Below are 18,301 nucleotides of genomic sequence, written 5' to 3' on the forward strand. Positions count from 1 at the left end.
AAAGGATGATATGAAATATTTTAAGTCAAACTTATTAAAATATATATTAGCTATCTCTCTTTCTTCTATCGGTTCTGAAGCATTTAAACTTAGTAGTTCATTATATATCTTTAAATTTACTGGTGATTTTTGAATCGTTTCTCTGCTTTATATTCTAATGCAACTTCCTACCTTAATTACTTATTTATTTGCTAATAAAATTATAAAATTTTTAAAAGATAAAAATGCTTTATTTTTGGCAGATATATTAAGTGTTATAACACTTATCATTCCCTTTGTTGCTTTCTTTTTTATATTCAAAAATGCACATACACCTTGATTTTCTTACTTATTACTTTCTATTAATATATTAATTTCCTTAATTCACTCATATCGATTTATTCATCTAAAAAATATTGTATATCATTATGCTAGTTCACAAAAAGAGTTAAGAAACATTAATACTGGATTTTCGATAGCTATTTCACTTGGAATATTCATATCACCAATACTTTCTTTATTTTTTGTGTATCTGGAATTTTATTTATTAATCCTATTCAACTAAAGTAGGACAAAAAGATTAACAATTAATTCTGTTAATCTTTTTGTCCTACTTTATAATTAGTTGTTAATCTTTTATTCCTACTTTAAAACGGTATTAATGTTATTTCATTATTCTACTGAAACTTCTGCACCAGCAGCAACTAATGTTGCTTTAATTGATTCAGCTTCATCTGAGTTAACATTTTCTTTAACTACAGCAGGAAGTGCATCAACAACTTTTTTAGCATCCATAAGTCCAACACCTAAAACTGATTGAACAGCTTTAATAACTTGAACTTTCTTTCCACCATCTGATTTTAATACAACTTTGAAACTTGTTTTTTCTTCAACTGCAGCTTCTGCTGGGGCAGCAGCTACTGCCATAGCGGCCATCGGATCAATTCCAAATGCTTCTTTCATTGCTTCTACAAGTTCCATTACTTCTTTAATAGACATTTCTTTTAATGATTCTACAAATGTTTCTTTAGTTAATTTTGCCATAATATATTCCTTTCGTTTATTTGATATTTTATTTATTATTCTGTAGCAGGTAAATTTTCTGCATATATTTTAAGTGCCATACCTAGTTGTTGTAATGGTGACATCAATGATCTTGCAAGAATAGCAAGTGCTTCATCGTATGTAGGTAATGTCGCTACATCTTTAACACCTTTAGCATCAACAACTTTACCATCGAAGGTTCCGGCTTTAATTACCATTAATTTATGTTTTTTAGCAAATGCTGTAAGTAATTTCGCTGCTGACATTTCATCGTTTTTTGAAAAAACAAAGATGTTTGGACCTACTAGAAATTGTTCTAAATCACCTAAACCGGCTGCTTTTGCTGCAAGTTTAAATAAGCGATTTTTATATACTTTAACTTCAACATCTAATTTAGTAGCTTCATTTCTTAAATTTTCTAATTCAGAAACTGATAAACCACGGTATTCAGCAAAAGCTAGTGCTTGTGATTCTTGAATCTTTTGTGAGATTTCTAAAACAACTTCTCTTTTAGCTAACTTAAATTTTGATTCTGACATAATGCCCCCTTTCGCATAATTAAGCAATACAAGAGCAATCTTAAGGATACACTTGGTAACATAATTAAGCAATTTTGCCGTTACTGTCTTGATGTATTGCAAAATAATTATATTAAAATAGTAAAATTATGTAAATTTTTTTATTTTCTTTTTTTGCTTATATATAGTATAAAAAAATTAATATTTTAAAAATCACCCAATTGATGATTTTTAAAATTGACTTATTTTGCTTTATTTTGAGTTGTTTCATTTGCTTTCTTATTAGGTTCTCAAGTAAATGGTTTTAAAGCTTCATAAATAGCTTTTTGAGCATCATTTGGTTTTGTTGCAACAGTTTTATAGTAATCTTTCATTATACCACTTTCAAAACCTCCATATGATGAATTACCACCGATTAAAACATATGACTCTGATCATGCTTCATTTGATGCAACCGGATTTCCATTGTCGTCTTTGGTAAACATAACACCTTTAACATTTACATCAAAGTTACCAAATAATTTATCTGTTTGTTCTAAAACACCTTTACGATCTTGTTTTTTATCTTTTTCTTTATTTTGATTGATGTTTAAAAGTCCATGACTAGCAATATCGTTAAAATCATCAAAGTTATCCCCGATACGCATTACAGTTTTTAAAGCAACATTATTTCCGAAACTACCATTATCAGAGTTTTCACCTGATAAATCTCATCCTTTACTATTTACAAGGTTCATTCTTGCTTCTTTATTAGAGTTAACAACTTTTTCTTTATCAACTTCTTTTTCAACTGTTTTTTCACTTCCGTCTGCTTGTTTTTCAGTAACAGTTACTTTTTCTTTTACAACATTACCTTTTGAATCTTTAACTTTAGTTTTGTCAATTGCTGTTCAAGGTTTAGCATTAGATAAGTCTACCCCTTGCATTCAGAATGCTCATTTAGGTAGGTATTTAGCATCTAATCCTGCTTTTTCAAGATTTGAAATAGTTGCATCTAATTCAGTTGCTTGGTCACGATTAGAATTATACATTACAACTCCACCGTGATTTCATACATATTTAATAAAATCAATTGCGCCAGCAATTGCTGTTGATACTTCATCGGTAACAAATTGATGTCATGTTTTAGGACTAAATGAAAGTCCATTAGCAGTTAAATAATTTTGATATCCAAAATTATTTAAAATGGTTTCATCGATATCCATAAATACAACCGGAATTGCTTTGCCTGTTTCTGGATTAGTAACAGTTACTGATTTATCTGTTACCTTTACTTTATCAGTATCAAATAATGTTTTTTGTCCTTGCACCATAGCATCAAATTGTTTTTGTGCCGAACGGTATTGTCCTAATGTCATTGCATCTTTTTCAGTCGAAATGCTATTTCAAATGTTTGAATTTACTCTGATGCTTTTAAAATCAATTTTAGCATTTTCGTGAGTTTCTGGATGACAAGCAACAGCAACAGATACTGATGCAACCGATGCTGAAACTGCTCCTAAACTTAAGAATATTTTTTTAAATTTCATTAAATCTCCTTTTAATGTTAATATTCTTAATTATATTATTTTTTTATAAAAAACACAGCTGTTTGCTGTATTTTATTGGGATATTATATTATTTTGATAAATTACGTGTGCGAACGATTGTATAAGGCATTAAGGCCATAAATCTGGCTCTTTTAATTGCATTAGCAACCTTTCTTTGGTGTTTTGCACAAGTTCCGGTCATTGATTTTGATTTAATTGATCCAGTTCCAGAAATATATTTGAATAATAATTCAACATTTTTAAAATCTACATAATTAACTTTTTCTTCACAGAAAGCACATACTTTTTTTCTATTTGAGAAGTTCTTTTTACGTTTAATGTAAGCCATAAATCTCCTTGGTTTAACTAAAATATATCAATATCATCATTAACATCTGATTCTAAATCACCTAAATCGTGTAATTTTTCTTCAATTGGTTTTTTATTTGGGTACTCTTCAACTACAGGATTTGGTGAAAATGACTGTGATGATATTGGTTCAACTTTTTCCGTTGAATAAGTATTTTTTGGATATGAACTGGTACCAGTAAATGGACTAGTGCCGATAAAATCATCAGAAGAACGATTTTTAGCACGTTCATCAGTAACACGTTTTGATTCTAAGAAGTAAAAAGTATCTAAATGCACATCCAAACTTCTGATTGTGTGATTCGATGTACGTGACTGATAAGAACTTGATTGTAAATTACCTTCTACAGCAATTAAGGTTCCTTTTGGAACTGAATTTTTTAACAAAATTGCTGAATGTGAAAATGCAACAATAGGAATAAAATCAGTTATTTCATTGCGACTTTGGCTTCTGCGTGTTACTGCAAGTGTAAATCTTACTCAAGCAACACCTGATGATGTAGTATTTAATTCAATATTTGTAGTTGTTCTTCCGATTAAAATTACTCTGTTCATAATTACCTTTTACTTATTTATAGATGTTTCAGCTGGTTTACTAACTCTTGGACGTCTTCTAGGTTTTTCACTTTCCTCGTTAACTTTAACTTCTCTTTTTACATATGTTCTTTTTGGTTTAGATTGTTTTACTTCTTTTTTTGGATGCATCCCTCTTTCAGTATCTAAGTTAATTAACAATGTTCTTCAAATATCTTTAATAATATTTGCCCGACGGGTAAATTCTGCAGGTGCTTTGGCATCTGCCTCTACATGTGCTAAAACATATTGTGCATGTTTTGATTTATTGATTTCATATGCTAATTCGTGTCTTTCTAGTTTTTCAGCTTTTTTTATACCCTTGCCGAAAACTTCTGAAAGCAAGTCAAAAGCAACTTTTACATCCGCTTTTGGATTCACGATCATCATAATTTCGTATTTAAACATTTTTCTCCTTATGGTCTTTACTGGGCTAAATTTGCCAAGGAGTATCTAATATAATACTCATAATTAATTTTATCATTTTCTTGTGTTTTGTTACTATAATATAAATTAAATTTATAGACAGGTTGCTTTATACTTTATATTCTTATAATCCTGTATCAAAGGGATAAAAGTTCTGTAATTTAGTGTTATTTGTAAATTTAAATTTTACTCAAATAAAAAATTTACAAATAATTGTCATTAAAATATTAAATTGTAATATTTATTATTGCATAAATCAACAAAAATTTATAGAAAGTGATTATATAAATTTCTATAAATTTTTAAATTTTTCTTGCAAAATATTGTATTATTATTGAATATGAAAAATTTAGTAATAGTCGAGTCCCCTAATAAAGTTCAAACCATCCAAAAATATTTGGGTGATGAATATAAAGTAGTTGCTTCAGTTGGACATTTTTTGAAAATGAAAACCGAAGGTATTTATGGACTTGGAATTGATTTTGAAAATTGAGAACCAAAATATTCATTAGATTCAACTAAGAAAAAGGTAGTAAAAGATATTAACGAGTTAGTTAAGCAAGCAGAACATATTTATATTGCAACTGACCCAGACCGCGAAGGAGAAGCAATCGGAAGTCATTTGATTTCCTATTTTAAACTTGAAAACAAATATTCAAGAATAAAATATAATGAAATTACCAAGGATGCTATAAAACATGCGATTCAAAAACCAAACTCACTTGATAATGATTTAGTTGCTGCACAAAAATCACGTCGTATGCTTGATCGCATTATCGGTTTTAGAGTAACTAATTTAATTAAAAATAAGTTTAAAAATTCTCCCGGCACACCTACTGCAGGACGTGTGCAGTCAATTGCTCTAAAATTAGTTGTAGACCGTGAACGAGAAATACAAGCTTTTATCCCTGAAAAATACTATAAATTAAATGCAAAACTTGTTAATAATGAAGTTTTAGCAAATTATTTCAATCCAAAAAATGATTCAGAACATCGTGATTGAATTTATCCGAGTCAAATTGATCAATATAAAGCTGATATTAAAAAAACTAAGAAAATTTTAACGGTTACTGATATTAATGTTTCCAAACGTAAAATCGGTGCTATTACCCCACTAAAACAATCTGTTTTATATAAAAAGAGTCCGTTTAGTGCTGCAACAACCCAGGCTATTGTGCAAAGATTATATGAAGGTTTTGGTGACGGTGGATTAATTTCTTATCCAAGAACCGATTCAACCCGTATGTCTGCTTCATTTGTATCAAATGCACAAAGTTATATAACTACAAAATGAAGCAAAGACTATGTAGCTAGTGAAATAAAAGGATTTAGTGGTGACCAAGATGCTCATGAAGCGATTCGACCAACTGATGTATCTATGACACCGCAACTACTAAAACAAACATATCCTAATATCAGTGAATCGGAGTTAAGAATTTATAAGTTGATTTACGAAACCACCTTGCAGGCACTAATAAAACAACCAATTCGTGAATCAAAAGCATATACATTTGATAACAACGGATATCAATTTCGACAAACTTATTCAAAAGTTATTTTCGATGGATATTATGTAGTTTCTGGTTATGAAAATGATAACAAAGATCCAAATTATAAACTTCATCAGCAAGTAGATGTTGAAAGTTTTAATTTTGAAGATCATGAAACTAAGCCTGCTCCGAGATATAATGATGGTAGTTTAATTGAAATGCTTGATATTATCAAAGTTGGGAGACCTTCAACATTTGCTTCAACTGTTAATATTATTAAAGATCGTGGATTTGTTGAAACAAATTCAACACAACTTATCCCGACTGTTTTTGGAATGAAAGTTAATGATACATTAATTAAAGCTTTCCCAGATATTTTTAACGAAAAATATACCGCTGCAGTTGAAGAAGATCTTGATAAGGTAGCTGAATCACAACTAAACAAGAATCAATTAATGCAATCTTTTTGAGATAATTTTCAAAAAGAAATTGTTAAAGCAGAGGGTAAAATTGATGTTGTGCAATTTAAATTAGAAGAACTAAAACGTCCTTGTCCACTTTGCAGCGGAACCTTGCTGATTCGTAATAATAAAAAAGGTCAAAAATTCATCGGTTGCAAAAACTTCCCTAAATGCAAACATGCAGAAAGTTGCACCGATGAATGTAATCCTATCGAACAATCACAGTAATGTGATTTTTTTATCCCGGGACCAAAGGGATAAAAAAAACTAACTTTCGTTAGTTTATGCTTTATTGTTTGAACCAAATTCATAAATTTTATCACGAACTGTTTGACACATTGCATCATAACCTGGTTTGTATAATTTACGTGGATCAAAGTTTTTACCTTTTAAATCTTCTCCAGATATGATGAATTCACGAATTGCTTTATGATTTGCTTGTTGTAGTTCGGTATTAACATTAATTTTAGTTACACCTAAAGAAATAGCTTTTTTAATTTGTTCACTTGGAATTCCACTGCCTCCATGTAATACAATCCCTATTCCTGCTGCTGATGAAATTTTAGTTAAAGTTTCAAAACTAAGTGATTTTCAACTTGCTGGATATGGTCCGTGAATATTTCCGATTCCGGCTGCTAAGACATCGATTCCGAGTGTTGCCATCTTACGAGCTTGTTCAGGATCAGCGAATTCTCCGTTTCCTACAATCCCATCTTCTTCACCCCCGATGGTTCCTACTTCAGCTTCAAATGACATATTTTTTTCTTTTGCTAATTCAACTAATTCCTTGGTTTTTGAGTAGTTTTCTTCAAAATCAAGATGCGATCCATCAAACATTAATGAAGTGTATGCTTCGGTAGCAATTGCTTTTTTTGCTCCTTCAAATGTTCCATGATCTAAATGTAATGCGACTGGAACACTAATATTTAAATCCTGAACCAATCCTAACATCATCCCTGAAACAACATTAAATCCACCCATATATTTAATTGCTCCTTCAGAAGTTGCAATAATCACTGGTGATTTTTCAGCCTCAGCTGTTAAAAGCACAGCTTTTGCTCATTCAAGGTTGTTAATATTTATATGTGGAATCGCATATTTTCCTTCTTTTGCTTTATGTAGCATTTCCTTTGCATTTACTAATGGCATAATTCTCCTTAATTTGCAGCTCTTCAGCTACCATCTATGTTTCTGTGAAATCTTTTATCTACTGTTAACAAACGATAAAGCTCACCCATTTTGGTTTCACGAACTTTTTCATAAGGTAAATTAGGTTCACCTTTGACAAATCTAAAGTATCAGTTATCCTTTAATTCTTTTTCAACTGCATCAAAAAGTTCTGCGAATGTGAATGAATAAAGTGGATTAGAGTTAACTTTTTCAATCGCTACTTCTAACATTGTAGTATTTTTCATAATTTCTCCTTTTTTATTTTATATATTTATTTGTTTTTTTTAAATATTTAATCACTTTGATTATAACAAAATATGGAATCAATTACATTTGCTCAGGTGCATTTACACCCATTAAATCTAAAGCAATTTTCATTACAATTCTTATTGATTCAATCATTGCTGCATATGATTCTTCTTGCTCATTTGTTTGAATATATGTTTGTTCATAAAAACTGTTAAATAATTTTACCAAATTAAGCAAATATTGACTTAATAAATTTACTTTTGATGTCACAGAAATCGTTTTAATTAAATCTGAAAATAAATCAAGTGTTATAATGGTTTTTTTAGCCTTATCAGTAAATTTGGCAGTGTTATTTAAATGTGGTTTTTTAATCTTCTTAAGTAACGAAACAATGCGTGAATAAGTGTATTGGACTAAAAATACAGGGTTATTTGTATCATTTGAATTAGCATAATCTATATCAAAATCAAATTTATTTGATATTTCTCTAGTTAGCATCATAAAACGAATCGCATCAGATGAACTTACATCTAAAAGGTCTGCTAAAGTAACTGATGTCCCTGCTCTTTTAGACATTTTAAATTCACTACCATCTTTTATCAATCTAACTAGTTGAATAATTAGTACTTCTAGATTTTTTGGATTATATCCTAAACACTGAAAAGCGATTTTCATCCGAGCAACATAACCAGAATGATCTGCACCTCAGATGTTTATTAAACGACTTGCTTTTTTTATTTTAGTCAAATGATATGCAATATCAGGTAATAAATAAGTATTACTTGCATCCGATTTAATTAATACACGATCTTTATCATCACCAAAATCACTGGTTTTTAAAAATAATGCACCATCTTTTAAATATGTATATGGAGCTAATTTTTCCAATACTGGTTTAATCATATCTTGCTCATATAGAGAATTTTCAGATGTAAAAGTATCAATATGAATGTTAAGTTTTGCTAAATCATCTTTTATTTTATTCAACAATATCTCAACAGCAAGGTTTTCAAGTTCACTACGTTTATTTGTATTAAGATCCAAAAAGTAATCATTATAACTTTCTTTAACCTGCTGTGCTACTCATATGATATCATTACCTTGATAGCATTCATCTGACATTTTAAGATTTTTACCAAACAATGCTGCATAACGCACATATAATGAATTAACTAAGATGTTAATTTGATTTCCGGCATCATTTATATAATATTCAGATTCAACATTATATCCAATATGCCTTAAAACATTAATTAAAGTACTTCCGAAAACCGCACCACGCACATGACCAACATGCAAAAAACCTGTCGGATTAGCAGAGATATATTCTACATTTATCTTTTGTCCTTCTACTTGATTTTTTGCATACAAAGATTTTTGCTCTAAGATATTCGATATTATATAAATAAAAGCAGAATCATTTAAAACAATATTTAAAAAACCTGGTGGAGCTATATCAACTTGATAAATAAATTTAAATGAATTTGCTAACTTTTCAACGAGACATTCTGCTATTTTCATTGGATTTATTTTTTTATATGCTTTTAAAACAAATGCTAAATTAGTTGATAAATCATATCTTTTTGCAACCGAACTTGTTTTTACAGGTAAATTAGGTTCACCTAAGATAAAATTTAAATCATCTGCATTAAAATCTACATCAAAATAATGTGATTCTTGTAGTTTTTTAACAATATTAATTAATTCTGCTTTTATAAGTTGTGTTAATGTCATTTATTTTCCTTTATATATTTAAATTTTAACAAATAAAATTATTTTTATATGGATTTGGTAAAATATTTAGATATTAGAAATTATTGATGTTATGAATTCTGCATGAATAATGTTGCTTATATAATTAAAAAAGATTTTTATATTATCTAAAGACTCTAATGACTGTGTACACCTTAATAAAAATGGTTCTGCAAAATTTCCATATTATTTATATTTTCTTTTTGTGCTATATACTAGGTAAATATGTTATTTTAAGAATATTAACTTAATTTATTATTATATATTATTAAAACTTATTTATCTATATCATAGGTATAAAAATTTTTATACATTTTTATAAACAAGTTATCTAATTAACCAAAAATCAAAAAATATAATAAATAAATAACAGAATTTATTTTATATATATAATATTAAAACACTATTTTATTAAAAGGAGAATGATGAGAAAACATACCATAGTTTTAATTAACGGAAAAAGAAGAAGTGGAAAAGGATTGCTAACACAAGCATTATCTAAAAAGTTAGCTAAAAAATTTGATAACAATGTACATATTTTATCCTTTGCAGAACCTATAAAAAGTATTACTAAACCGATTTTAGATGAAATAAAATGAGATGGAATAAATAAAGAAATTGTACGTCCGTTATGAATTGCAATGGGTGAAGTAGGTCGAAACATCGATAGCAACATCTGATGCGCACGTGTCTTCGATAAAATAAAAGCAACTGTGAAACAATCAATTAAGGGCAGCAAAAGCACCTTATTTATAATAGATGATTTGCGCTTTCCAAACGAATTAGACTTCTTTAAAAAGAATGTTAAGGATTTAGAAGCAACTTTGAAAAAAAGTGATGACGAATGTCGTGTGATATCAATTCGAATTGAAAAGTTTATGGATGCTAATAAGTTTGTGGTGGGTGTTGATGATAATTCAACAGAAACAAGTTTTGATAAATTGGTAAATATATGTTTTGACCATATTGTCCCACAAAACACTATGATTAATGAAGAATGGGAAGCAGATTTTAAAGGAGTAGAAATTTCAGCAAATACTATTGTGAAAAATTTCTTTAAATAAATGGCAAGAAAATATTTTAACAAACAACATTATATTATCGATAAGGAAAATAGGGTAATTAAGTTGCTACCCGAATTTTATTCAGAATTAAAAACTTTTGATAAATTCAGAGGGTATAAAAAGATTGGAGGAAGCAGTGTTGGTGATATTTTAATTGAAAATAAATATAAATCACAATTTAATGCTTTCTGTCATATCACAAGACTTAAATTACCTGTATTAAGTAAAAAATACATTAATGCCGGAACTATTTTAGAACCTAAAATCTTTGATCTTTTAAGAGCAAAATCACCAAATTTGTATATAGAAAACTATGAAGCAAAAAACTTCAATTATGATTATTTTGCAGGTGTTGATGATGTTTTAAGTGGTGTTCCAGATGGATATATTCCATCACTAAATAGAATTTTAGAAATTAAAACAGCTGGTGAAAGTAAAAAAGATAAATGAGAAATTGAGGGTGTTGATGCATCATATCGCAAGCAAGCACAATTATATGCATATTTAATGTCTAAAAAGTTAAATAAACCGATAACAACTTATTCAATTATTGCTGCTTTTTTAATCGATGCTCAAGGTGATTATTTAAACCCACAAGCAGTAGATTTAAATAAACGTAAAATCAAATCATATACTTTTAATGTTAATAATGCTGAAGTTGAAGAAGATATTCGATTGGTTAAAGAATGATATTATAAATATACCAGTACCGATACATCTCCACAATTTGATTTTAGTAATGATGCTGATCAACTTGAATATTTAGAATGTGAAAATTATGAACAATATAACCAATTAATTGTAAGATGAAAAGCCAACGGGAAAGCAGATAAGGATTTTTATGATTAAATTAATTGTCGCAGTTGATGAGAAAAACTGCATTGGATATAAAAACCATCTTCCTTGAAAGACAAAAAGCGAATTAAAAGTTTTTAATAAGATAACTCAAAATAGTGTTTTGGTTTTTGGTGCAAGAACTTTTTTTTCTTTGCCAGATGATTTTGATACATCAAATCGGGAAATTTGAGTTTTAACCTATTATCAACCTTTTGAGATACCAGAAAACAAAAAATTACGACCACATCGTGTTTTCTTTGATTCAGGCCCAGCAACTGCTGCGATGCTTAAATGTGATAAGGATATTTTTATTTGTGGTGGAAGATTTTTATATTTAGATTATTGACAAATAACTAAGGAAGTATATGTTTCAGTGATTAATGGTACTTATAAATGTGATACATATTTTGAATACATTGATAAAAGCCAATTGATACCAGAAAATATTATCCATCAAGAAGCAGAATTCACTACATATAAATATGAACATATTAACCATGAGAGATAAAAAAAAGATACGGTTAGTATCTTTTTTTACTTTCTGACAATTCCGACTATTTCAGTTGTGGTGTCAGCTTTAGAATTATTATAAACTTCGAAGTTTGACATACTTCCTTCATGCAGCACAACGACAATAACATCGCTGCGAAGGTTTTGTGATTTAATAAATTCTAAGTCTACACTTGCAAGCTTATCACCAATTTTTACTTTATCACCAACTTTAACTAAGTCTTTAAATCCTTGTCCATTCAATTTAACGGTATCAAGACCAATATGAACTAGCAATTTAACACCCTCATCAGTAGTTATTCCATATGCATGCTTAGTGTCTGCTACTAAATCAATAGTTCCAGCAGCAGGTGTATAAACATTTCCTTCAGTAGTTGAATCAAATTTAACTACAAAACCATTACCAAGCATCTTTTCAGAGAAGATACCGTCTTTTAAATCTTCTAGTGGTAAGATTTTTCCACGAGCAGCAGTATGTAATTCAAGCGATTTAGCCGAAGTGATTATTTTTGGTTGTGACTGTGATGTTGTAGGTGTAACAAATTCTTGTCCTTTATGTTCTGATTCATATTTAGCAATTAATTCTCTTTGCGATTTTATTTTAGCATTAAGTTGCTCAGAAACAGGACCCATAATTGCTTGTGCATGGTTATTTCCTTCAATTTTTACACCAAATGCACCAGCAGCCTTTAGTTTATCAACATCAACCTTACTTGCATCTTTAACATCATATCTAAGTCTAGAAGCACAGTTATTAAAAGCTGTAATATTTTCTAAACCACCATATGCTTCAACCACTGCTAAGGCAGTAGGATCTATTTCGCTTGCTGCTTCATCATTTACTTGAGCATTTTTATTTTGAAAATCTGCTTTTGTAAATAGTTTAGTATTCCCTCCACGTCCTGGAGTAGCAAGATCGAATTTCTTAATTACAAAGTAGAAGACAAAGTAGTATACTGGTGCATAAGCAGCACCTATAACAAGTGTTCATCAGAAATGAGTTCCTTTTGCTACATTTATTACTCCATAAATAAAGAAGTCTAACAATCCACCTGAGAATGCTTGTGGAATATGCACACCAGCTAAGTTAGCAAACATAAATGACAATCCAGCCATAAATGCATGGAAACCTCAGAATAGATATGGTGCTAAAAATAAGAAGGTAAATTCGATTGGTTCAGTTACACCTGTAAGCATTGCTGTAAATCCGGCTGGTAGCACTGTTCCTAAGGCAACTTTACGATTTTCTTTTGGAGCAGCCATAATCATAGCGGCTGCAGCTGCAGGAAGGGCTATAATCATAAATCCAAACTTACCATCAGTAAAGCGTCCAATCTTTGTTCCTAATTCATCTGCAACAAAAACAAATAATTGTTTAGATATATGCAAATCAGGTTTACCTGCTTGCTGCAAGGTATAATCAATATTGTTTGGCATCCCAACAAGCGATAATGCAGCAGTTGAATCACCTTGGTATTTATCAGGGTCCTTAGTAATAGCTTTTATTAATGTAGTTAATGTATCACCTGGAATTAATGTAATATTTTCTTTTTGTAATCCTTGTTGTCAGTTAACAAGTGATGTATTTAAATCTCCACCAACACTTGAATATCATAATGGAGCATAGAATACATGGTGTAATCCAAATGGAATTAACGATCTTTCGATGATACCAAAAACAAGTGATTCTATACCATATGGAGCTTTTCCAAGTGCTGTTCCAAAAACATTTAATCCAACTCCAATCCATGGTCAAAAAATTAAGAAGATGATTGCAACAATAAATGCAGCAGGGATTGCAACTATTGAAACAAATCTTTTACCACCAAAGAAAGAGATAACTTGTGGTAGTTGTATGGTGTGAAAACGATTATATAATCATTGCACTAATAATCCGATTGTTATCCCACCAAATACTGAAGTTTGCATTGACTTAATCCCTAAGGTAGTTCCAACTAATTTAACTAAGTTTTGTGGATTACGTCCTGCTCCTTGAAAGAATATTGTATAACCAGTTATTTTTGTTTTTACAGAATCTCGTAATGCACCATTAAATCACTCCTTACCCATATACTTTACTGTATGATCAAAAATAAAGACACTCTGAACAGCAGTGAAGATTAAAAAGGCAATTATCGTAGCAAACACTCCGACTCCTGCTTCATCCGTGAATGCAATCACAAAGGCAGTTGCAAATAACAATGGTAATGCACCAAAAACTGGGTCTCCTAGTTGTTTAACTAAATTACCTATTATATTTGCAGTGCTTCCTTCAGGAGCACCAGTTGCAATTGCTGCACCGATTCCTAAAAATAAACCAGCAATAGACATAACAGAGATTGGTAACATAAAAGCACCAGAAATTTTTGATAACACTTTACGAACCTTACCAGATCCAGAGTTATTTAATTTCTTCTTTTGTGTCGATCTCTGAAACATTAATTTAATTGATTTCATTTTTTTCCTTATGTAGTTTTGTTTTCTTATAAATTATAACACACAGCAAATTTATTTAATTTTTTTTATAAAAATAAGGAAACGAATCCTTATTAATATGTAATACCATATTCTTTTTTTTCATATTGCTTCTTCATTATAGATAACGGAAGCAAGATAATATATAAAATAAAAACATAAATCGGAATTGATATCAGTGATCTAATTACAATTGGTGTCATAAATATTAAATAGTGTTGTGATAATGTGTATTTACGACCTAAGAAGTAGTTAGCAAAACGAATGAATGCAAATGGTCCTCAAATTCAACGGGCTACAACAATTAATGCAACTGTTAAAAAGAATGATAGAACTAAAAAACCAATTCTATTTTTGCTTTGTGAATCATTTTTAGTTTTTAAATAATAAATAGTTAAGGCTATCATAATAAATATAAATGCAGCAGCAAAAACTAATAAAATTATCCCAGCTGCAAGTGATATTTTTGAAACTCCAAAGGTTTTAGAAATTCTTATTCCTTTAGGATTATTAACTTGTGATAAAAATACAACTAGCAAAATAACAAAAATAACAACCAATGCAATATTCATCACAATCATCGATGTTTGTTTATGTTTTTTAAATAAATCAATAAATCATCCAATCAATATCGTTGCAATAATCGGAACGATGGCATAAACTCAATGATAAAAACCGATTCTTCCTGAAAACAGCAATCCAAAAAAATCAGCCATAAAGGATAATAAAGCACCTTTGAATTTACCTAAAAAATAAGCAAAGAGAATATAAAAAGCAAATTCAAAATCTAAATTGATTATTCTTGCTGCTGTAAAGTTTTTAATTAAAGTTAATGTTAAAAATAAGGCAAATAAAATTCCTGAAAATGAAATATCTTGAATTGAAAAACCATATTTTTTGCGTCTGGCATATTTAAACATAAAATGATATTTACCATCTTCAAAAAATAATGAAATTAATAAATATGCTCGATACAATGGTCCTGATAAATATGTATAAAAAGAGATGTTTAATAGTTTTAAAAACCTATTTGTTTGATATTTATCATCCAAATGCTTATAAAGTAGTTTTTTTCAGTAAAATTGCTCATAATACCCAAAAAAGATGCTTAAAATAAACAAAATTACATCAAATAAAAATAAAAAAGCAAGATCTGAGTCTTGCTTGATTTTGATATCAACTAAATTAAGACTCGGAATGATAACGATGCTAAATACTAGCAAACCTATAAATAAGAGTTTAATGAATGTATTGGTAAATCAATACCTTCATAACTTTTTTTCAATCGTTAAAATATTCATGTCAAAATTTTAGCAGAAACTCTTAATTAGCAATACTTTTATTTTCAGTTTTTTTCGGATAAATATATGTTAATTTAGTATCAGCATCTAAACTTGTAAAGCAGTATTTTAATTTATCTAAAATATTTAACTCATTAACTTCGCTAACATGCCCTAATGAAATGGTTTGTTCATCTTCATAAATATATTCTTTTAAGATTTTTGAGTTCATCCGATAGAAATTTTTATAATATAAAGCAACATCCCACATTTTCTCATGGTTATATAAATCGGTTGTCTCAAGATTTTCAGTTTTATCCTGTGCTCGAACTTCACCAAAAATAATATCATCACCTATATATAAAATCGGAAGCAAATGCTCAGTTTGCTGCTCAGTAAATTTACTTATAGATTTACTGAGTTTCTCGCTCATTTTGTATAACCTAAAAAGTTTGATATTGCTGGTTAGTTTAAATTTTTCATCTAGTTTCATTCTTACCTCGTTATATATATAAGAAAATGTATATTTAAGAACTAAAAAAGAACAAAAATAATTAGATAGGATAAAAATATTTTTATATTTTTGTTAAAAAGGTTTATAATAATCCTGCATCGTTAGCTCAGTCGGTAGAGCAGCTGGCTCTTAACCAGCGGGTCGCAGGTTCGAACCCTGTACGATGTACCATTTCATTTTTATGATCAAACCTACTAATACACTTAGTAGGTTTTTGTTACCCAAAGGATAAAAAAATAACACCAAAGGTGTTATTTATTGAATAAATTATATGTATCAACTCGAAACAAAGCTTTTTTAAGTTTCGTTTCTAATAAGGCTAAATCAACTGTATCTTTATTACTTTTAATTGCCTCAGTTAATGATGCAGCATCCTTTTTAGCTCGTTCTATATCGATTTTTTTAACATCAATAATATCATCGGTGATAATATTGATTTTATGTTGGTCTGCATAAACTATTCCACCACCAATATAATATGTTAAAGTATCAGATTTAGATGTTTCAATCTTCAAGGTTCCAATTTCGATACTTGAAAACAATGGAGATCGGTTTGGTTGCAATCCAATGTAACCTTTAGGTGTTTTTAAGGTAACAATATATACTTTACCTTCATAAACAATTCCATTTGGTGCAGTAATTTTAAGATATGATGTATTAGCCATTATTCTTTTGGTATCTTTCGATTACATCTTCAATGCTTCCTGCATATCTAAAGATATCTTCAGGATATGAATCATAATCACCATTTAAAATTGCTTTAAAACTGCGTATGGTGTTTGAAAGAGGTACATATTGTCCTTTGATTCCTGAGAACTTTTCAGCGACAGTAAAAGGTTGTGATAAAAAGTTACGGATTCTACGGGCACGGGCAACGATTTTTTTATCTTCTTCAGAAAGTTCACCCATTCCTAAAATTGCAATGATATCTTGTAGTTCTTTGAAGCGTTGTAAAATCGAAATTACACTTTGTGCAACATTATAATGCTCCGCTCCAACTACCAGAGGATCAAGTAATCTTGATGCGGAGTTAAGTGGATCGATAGCAGGATAAATTCCTAAGGATGCAATTCCACGGTCTAAAACAGTTTTAGCATCCAAGTGGGTAAATGTTGTTGCAGGAGCTGGATCAGTTAAATCATCAGCAGGAACATAAACAGCTTGCACTGATGTAATTGATCCACGACGTGTTGAAGTAATCCGTTCTTGTAAAGCACCCATTTCAGTTGCTAAGGTAGGTTGATAACCAACTGCAGAAGGCATACGTCCTAAAAGTGCTGATACTTCTGAACCTGCTTGGGTGAATCTGAAGATGTTATCAATAAACAATAACACATCTTGATTTTGTTTATCACGAAAGTATTCAGCCATTGTTAAACCACTTAGTGCAACACGCATACGAGCTCCAGGGGATTCATTCATTTGCCCAAAGACTAAGGCAGTTTTATCGAGCACACCAGCTGCTTTCATTTCGTGGTATAAATCATTACCTTCACGGGTACGTTCACCGACACCAGCAAACACGGAAAGACCATTATGTTGGGTAGCGATGTTATTGATTAACTCTTGTACTAAAACTGTTTTTCCAACTCCTGCACCACCAAATAAACCTATTTTTCCACCTTTTGCATATGGGATTAATAAGTCAATAACTTTAATCCCGGTTTCTAAAATTTCAGAAGATGTTTTTTGTTCTTCATATGATGGAGAAGGAGCATGAATTGGAGCACGGATTATTTCACCTTCAAGCGGTAACTCATCAATCGGGTTACCTAAAACATCAAAAATACGACCTAAAACAATATTTCCAACCGGAACCGAAATAGGTGCTTTGGTATCAACAACTGTCATTCCACGTTGCAACCCATTTGTGCTACCCATCGCAATGGTTCGAGCAGTATCGTCACCAATATGTTGCGCTACTTCTAATGTATAAACTTGTCCATTATCAGTTGTTATAGTTAAAGCATTAAGAAGTTTTGGAAGTTTTCCTTCACTAAAACGCACATCAACAACAGGTCCTAAAATTTGAACAATTGTTCCATTATGTTGTTTCATATT

19 protein-coding genes and 1 tRNA gene are annotated in these 18,301 nt (G+C 29.9%); 6 read left to right on the top strand and 14 right to left on the bottom strand.

All coding sequences use genetic code 4. The features are described from left to right. The first annotated feature begins 10 nt into the window (after positions 1-10). Positions 11-544, top strand: coding sequence for a hypothetical protein (locus ACXYRR_RS01640; protein ID WP_458597509.1), 534 nt, complete (start codon positions 11-13; stop codon positions 542-544). A gap of 107 nt (positions 545-651) precedes the next feature. On the opposite strand, the gene rplL is transcribed toward ACXYRR_RS01640, so the two are convergent. The 6 genes from rplL to rpsF all read right to left on the bottom strand — a co-directional run bounded on the left by rplL (position 652) and on the right by rpsF (position 4,420). Next, positions 652-1,023, bottom strand: a complete 372-nt coding sequence (gene rplL, locus ACXYRR_RS01645) for a 50S ribosomal protein L7/L12 (RefSeq protein WP_458597510.1) — start codon at positions 1,021-1,023, stop codon at positions 652-654. Positions 1,024-1,058: 35 nt separating this feature from the next. Then, positions 1,059-1,562 carry a 50S ribosomal protein L10 gene (rplJ, locus tag ACXYRR_RS01650; RefSeq protein ID WP_458597511.1) on the bottom strand — a complete coding sequence of 168 codons (504 nt, stop codon included), beginning with the start codon at positions 1,560-1,562 and terminating at the stop codon, positions 1,059-1,061. 221 nt (positions 1,563-1,783) lie between these two features. After that, a complete protein-coding gene (locus ACXYRR_RS01655; RefSeq protein ID WP_458597512.1) occupies positions 1,784-3,070 on the bottom strand; it encodes an HAD family acid phosphatase in 1,287 nt (428 codons plus the stop codon). 88 nt (positions 3,071-3,158) lie between these two features. Further along, the gene (gene rpsR / locus ACXYRR_RS01660; protein WP_458597513.1) at positions 3,159-3,419 is read right to left on the bottom strand and encodes a 30S ribosomal protein S18; all 261 of its coding nucleotides are present in this window, start codon (positions 3,417-3,419) and stop codon (positions 3,159-3,161) included. Between the two features lie 17 nt (positions 3,420-3,436). Continuing rightward, complete coding sequence (locus ACXYRR_RS01665; protein WP_458597514.1) at positions 3,437-3,994, bottom strand: single-stranded DNA-binding protein; 558 nt, start codon at positions 3,992-3,994, stop codon at positions 3,437-3,439. A gap of 9 nt (positions 3,995-4,003) precedes the next feature. Beyond that, positions 4,004-4,420: a 30S ribosomal protein S6 gene (rpsF, locus tag ACXYRR_RS01670; protein ID WP_458597515.1), complete on the bottom strand. Its 417-nt coding sequence runs from the start codon at positions 4,418-4,420 to the stop codon at positions 4,004-4,006. Positions 4,421-4,778: 358 nt separating this feature from the next. Here rpsF and topA point away from each other — a divergent pair, with 358 nt between their 5' ends. After that, the gene (topA, locus tag ACXYRR_RS01675) at positions 4,779-6,617 is read left to right on the top strand and encodes a type I DNA topoisomerase (RefSeq protein ID WP_458597516.1); all 1,839 of its coding nucleotides are present in this window, start codon (positions 4,779-4,781) and stop codon (positions 6,615-6,617) included. Between the two features lie 54 nt (positions 6,618-6,671). Here the strand turns inward: topA and fba are convergent, their stop codons facing one another. From fba to argS, 3 genes are all read right to left on the bottom strand, one after another. Further along, the gene (gene fba / locus ACXYRR_RS01680; protein WP_458597517.1) at positions 6,672-7,538 is read right to left on the bottom strand and encodes a class II fructose-1,6-bisphosphate aldolase; all 867 of its coding nucleotides are present in this window, start codon (positions 7,536-7,538) and stop codon (positions 6,672-6,674) included. Between the two features lie 8 nt (positions 7,539-7,546). Beyond that, positions 7,547-7,804, bottom strand: coding sequence for a DNA-directed RNA polymerase subunit delta (gene rpoE / locus ACXYRR_RS01685; RefSeq protein ID WP_435129364.1), 258 nt, complete (start codon positions 7,802-7,804; stop codon positions 7,547-7,549). Positions 7,805-7,886: 82 nt separating this feature from the next. Beyond that, positions 7,887-9,542, bottom strand: coding sequence for an arginine--tRNA ligase (argS, locus tag ACXYRR_RS01690; protein WP_458597518.1), 1,656 nt, complete (start codon positions 9,540-9,542; stop codon positions 7,887-7,889). Positions 9,543-9,985: 443 nt separating this feature from the next. On the opposite strand from argS, the gene ACXYRR_RS01695 reads away from it, so the two are divergent. The 3 genes from ACXYRR_RS01695 to ACXYRR_RS01705 are packed head-to-tail and all read left to right on the top strand — an operon-like array spanning position 9,986 to position 11,969. Beyond that, entirely contained in the window at positions 9,986-10,624 is a 639-nt protein-coding gene (locus tag ACXYRR_RS01695) for a hypothetical protein (RefSeq protein WP_458597519.1), read from the top strand. Next, positions 10,625-11,473 carry an MAGa7180 family putative nuclease gene (locus ACXYRR_RS01700; RefSeq protein ID WP_458597520.1) on the top strand — a complete coding sequence of 283 codons (849 nt, stop codon included), beginning with the start codon at positions 10,625-10,627 and terminating at the stop codon, positions 11,471-11,473. It abuts the gene before it with no gap. Continuing rightward, entirely contained in the window at positions 11,466-11,969 is a 504-nt protein-coding gene (locus ACXYRR_RS01705) for a dihydrofolate reductase (protein ID WP_458597521.1), read from the top strand. Before ACXYRR_RS01700 ends, ACXYRR_RS01705 begins: the two co-directional genes overlap by 8 nt. 26 nt (positions 11,970-11,995) lie before the next feature. Here the strand turns inward: ACXYRR_RS01705 and ACXYRR_RS01710 are convergent, their stop codons facing one another. The 3 genes from ACXYRR_RS01710 to ACXYRR_RS01720 form a co-directional block, all read right to left on the bottom strand. Continuing rightward, positions 11,996-14,428, bottom strand: coding sequence for a PTS transporter subunit IIABC (locus ACXYRR_RS01710; protein ID WP_458597522.1), 2,433 nt, complete (start codon positions 14,426-14,428; stop codon positions 11,996-11,998). Positions 14,429-14,520: 92 nt separating this feature from the next. Then, positions 14,521-15,747: a hypothetical protein gene (locus ACXYRR_RS01715; protein ID WP_458597523.1), complete on the bottom strand. Its 1,227-nt coding sequence runs from the start codon at positions 15,745-15,747 to the stop codon at positions 14,521-14,523. 22 nt (positions 15,748-15,769) lie between these two features. Further along, positions 15,770-16,219, bottom strand: coding sequence for a hypothetical protein (locus ACXYRR_RS01720; protein WP_458597524.1), 450 nt, complete (start codon positions 16,217-16,219; stop codon positions 15,770-15,772). Positions 16,220-16,335: 116 nt separating this feature from the next. Here ACXYRR_RS01720 and ACXYRR_RS01725 point away from each other — a divergent pair. Continuing rightward, positions 16,336-16,411 (top strand) — tRNA-Lys (locus ACXYRR_RS01725). Between the two features lie 80 nt (positions 16,412-16,491). On the opposite strand, the gene atpC is transcribed toward ACXYRR_RS01725, so the two are convergent. Continuing rightward, on the bottom strand, positions 16,492-16,905 hold the full coding sequence (gene atpC, locus ACXYRR_RS01730) for an ATP synthase F1 subunit epsilon (RefSeq protein ID WP_435129342.1): 414 nt from the start codon (positions 16,903-16,905) through the stop codon (positions 16,492-16,494). Further along, positions 16,898-18,298, bottom strand: coding sequence for a F0F1 ATP synthase subunit beta (gene atpD / locus ACXYRR_RS01735; RefSeq protein ID WP_458597525.1), 1,401 nt, complete (start codon positions 18,296-18,298; stop codon positions 16,898-16,900). Before atpD ends, atpC begins: the two co-directional genes overlap by 8 nt. Positions 18,299-18,301 lie beyond the last annotated feature (3 nt).

This window comes from Mycoplasma sp. 246B (genome assembly GCF_054353935.1).